General features: G+C 43.1%; 1 protein-coding gene. It reads left to right on the top strand.

From position 1 onward, the window contains the following. On the top strand, positions 1 to 935 hold a 935-nt coding region (locus tag H3T83_RS11295), incomplete at its 5' end, for a hypothetical protein (RefSeq protein WP_198215804.1). Between the last annotated feature and the right edge of the window lie 212 nt (positions 936 to 1,147).

Genomic DNA, 1,147 nt, shown 5'->3' with positions numbered 1-1,147 from the left:
AATTAACCTTATCTAATACTGAAGGTACATTAAAAACACGTTATGGTGTGCCTAATGAAAGTCGTTTTAGTGCAAGTAATGCCACTTATTATATTAAACCTAAGACAGCGCCAGTGGTTTGTTTTGTAAACACTCCCTCAGTTTCGGGGGGGGTAGGGATTTCTGATGACGTTAAGGACCCTATTTTTGGTTTTCTACCACAGTCAGTTACACCATCGTCTTATGGTTTAAACTTCCCGACTACTGGCGCTCATAATTTGTTTTTTGATTTAGATATTGTTGGTAATAATCAGGCCTTATCTTGGGCGCCGGTTTCTCATGGTGGTATTACGGCGACGATGACCTATTCAACAAGTACCAGCGTTCGAGTTACCCTAACAGGTCCTGTTGCTACAGAATCGCAATGGGAATCAGATAATCCAGGTAGAATCGACAGAATATCTTTACCTCAGGTATTTGAGTTAGTCGGTCGTGATAGTAGGGGTAATGCGGTGGTCAAATATGGATTTGAGTTAAAGCAGTGGTTTGTTAATCGTGGCACCACTTGGGTATCTGACCCTTATAGCATGGAATCTTGGTGTAATAAGATTGGAGGATACCGTGTCCCAAATGTCAGGGATTTAACTAATGCGTCTTGTCGGGGAAATAATGATAATCCAGAAGACTCTTGTAACGGTTTAGTAGAGGCAACGCCTACGTCACCTAATAAGTATTGGCGGCCTCACATTGGTGGAGGATTGTTCTCGGAATGGGGGTGGATAAGCGACGAAAGTTACCCTGAGACTAACTTCTCCTACCTTAGATATTTGGCGAATGATAAGACGAATAGTAACCAATATTCTTTTGCAGTTGACGCGAATAATGGTCTTATACTTGCCCGCCCTACCAGTGAAGTGGCGGGCTACCTCAAACACGGACTCTGTGTCTATCCTTAGTATCCTTAGCTATTATTTCTTAGTTCTTAGGTATAGAAGCTGAGGATAAGAAAAATAACGTTAGGACGATAAAAAACGATTTTGTGGTGCGACATTCGCAATGTGCTGACAACTGAGAGAGGTTAGCATGGCAAACAGGGATGTTTGCCAAGGAGCGTTAACAGCGAACGAAGGCGGAAGGCAGTCACATCGTGACCACTTGCGTAGTCGCC

The sequence above is a fragment of the Gilliamella sp. M0320 genome, from assembly GCF_016101635.1.
GTDB lineage: Bacteria > Pseudomonadota > Gammaproteobacteria > Enterobacterales > Orbaceae > Gilliamella > Gilliamella apis.
This window is presented reverse-complemented; position numbering and strand designations above follow the sequence as displayed.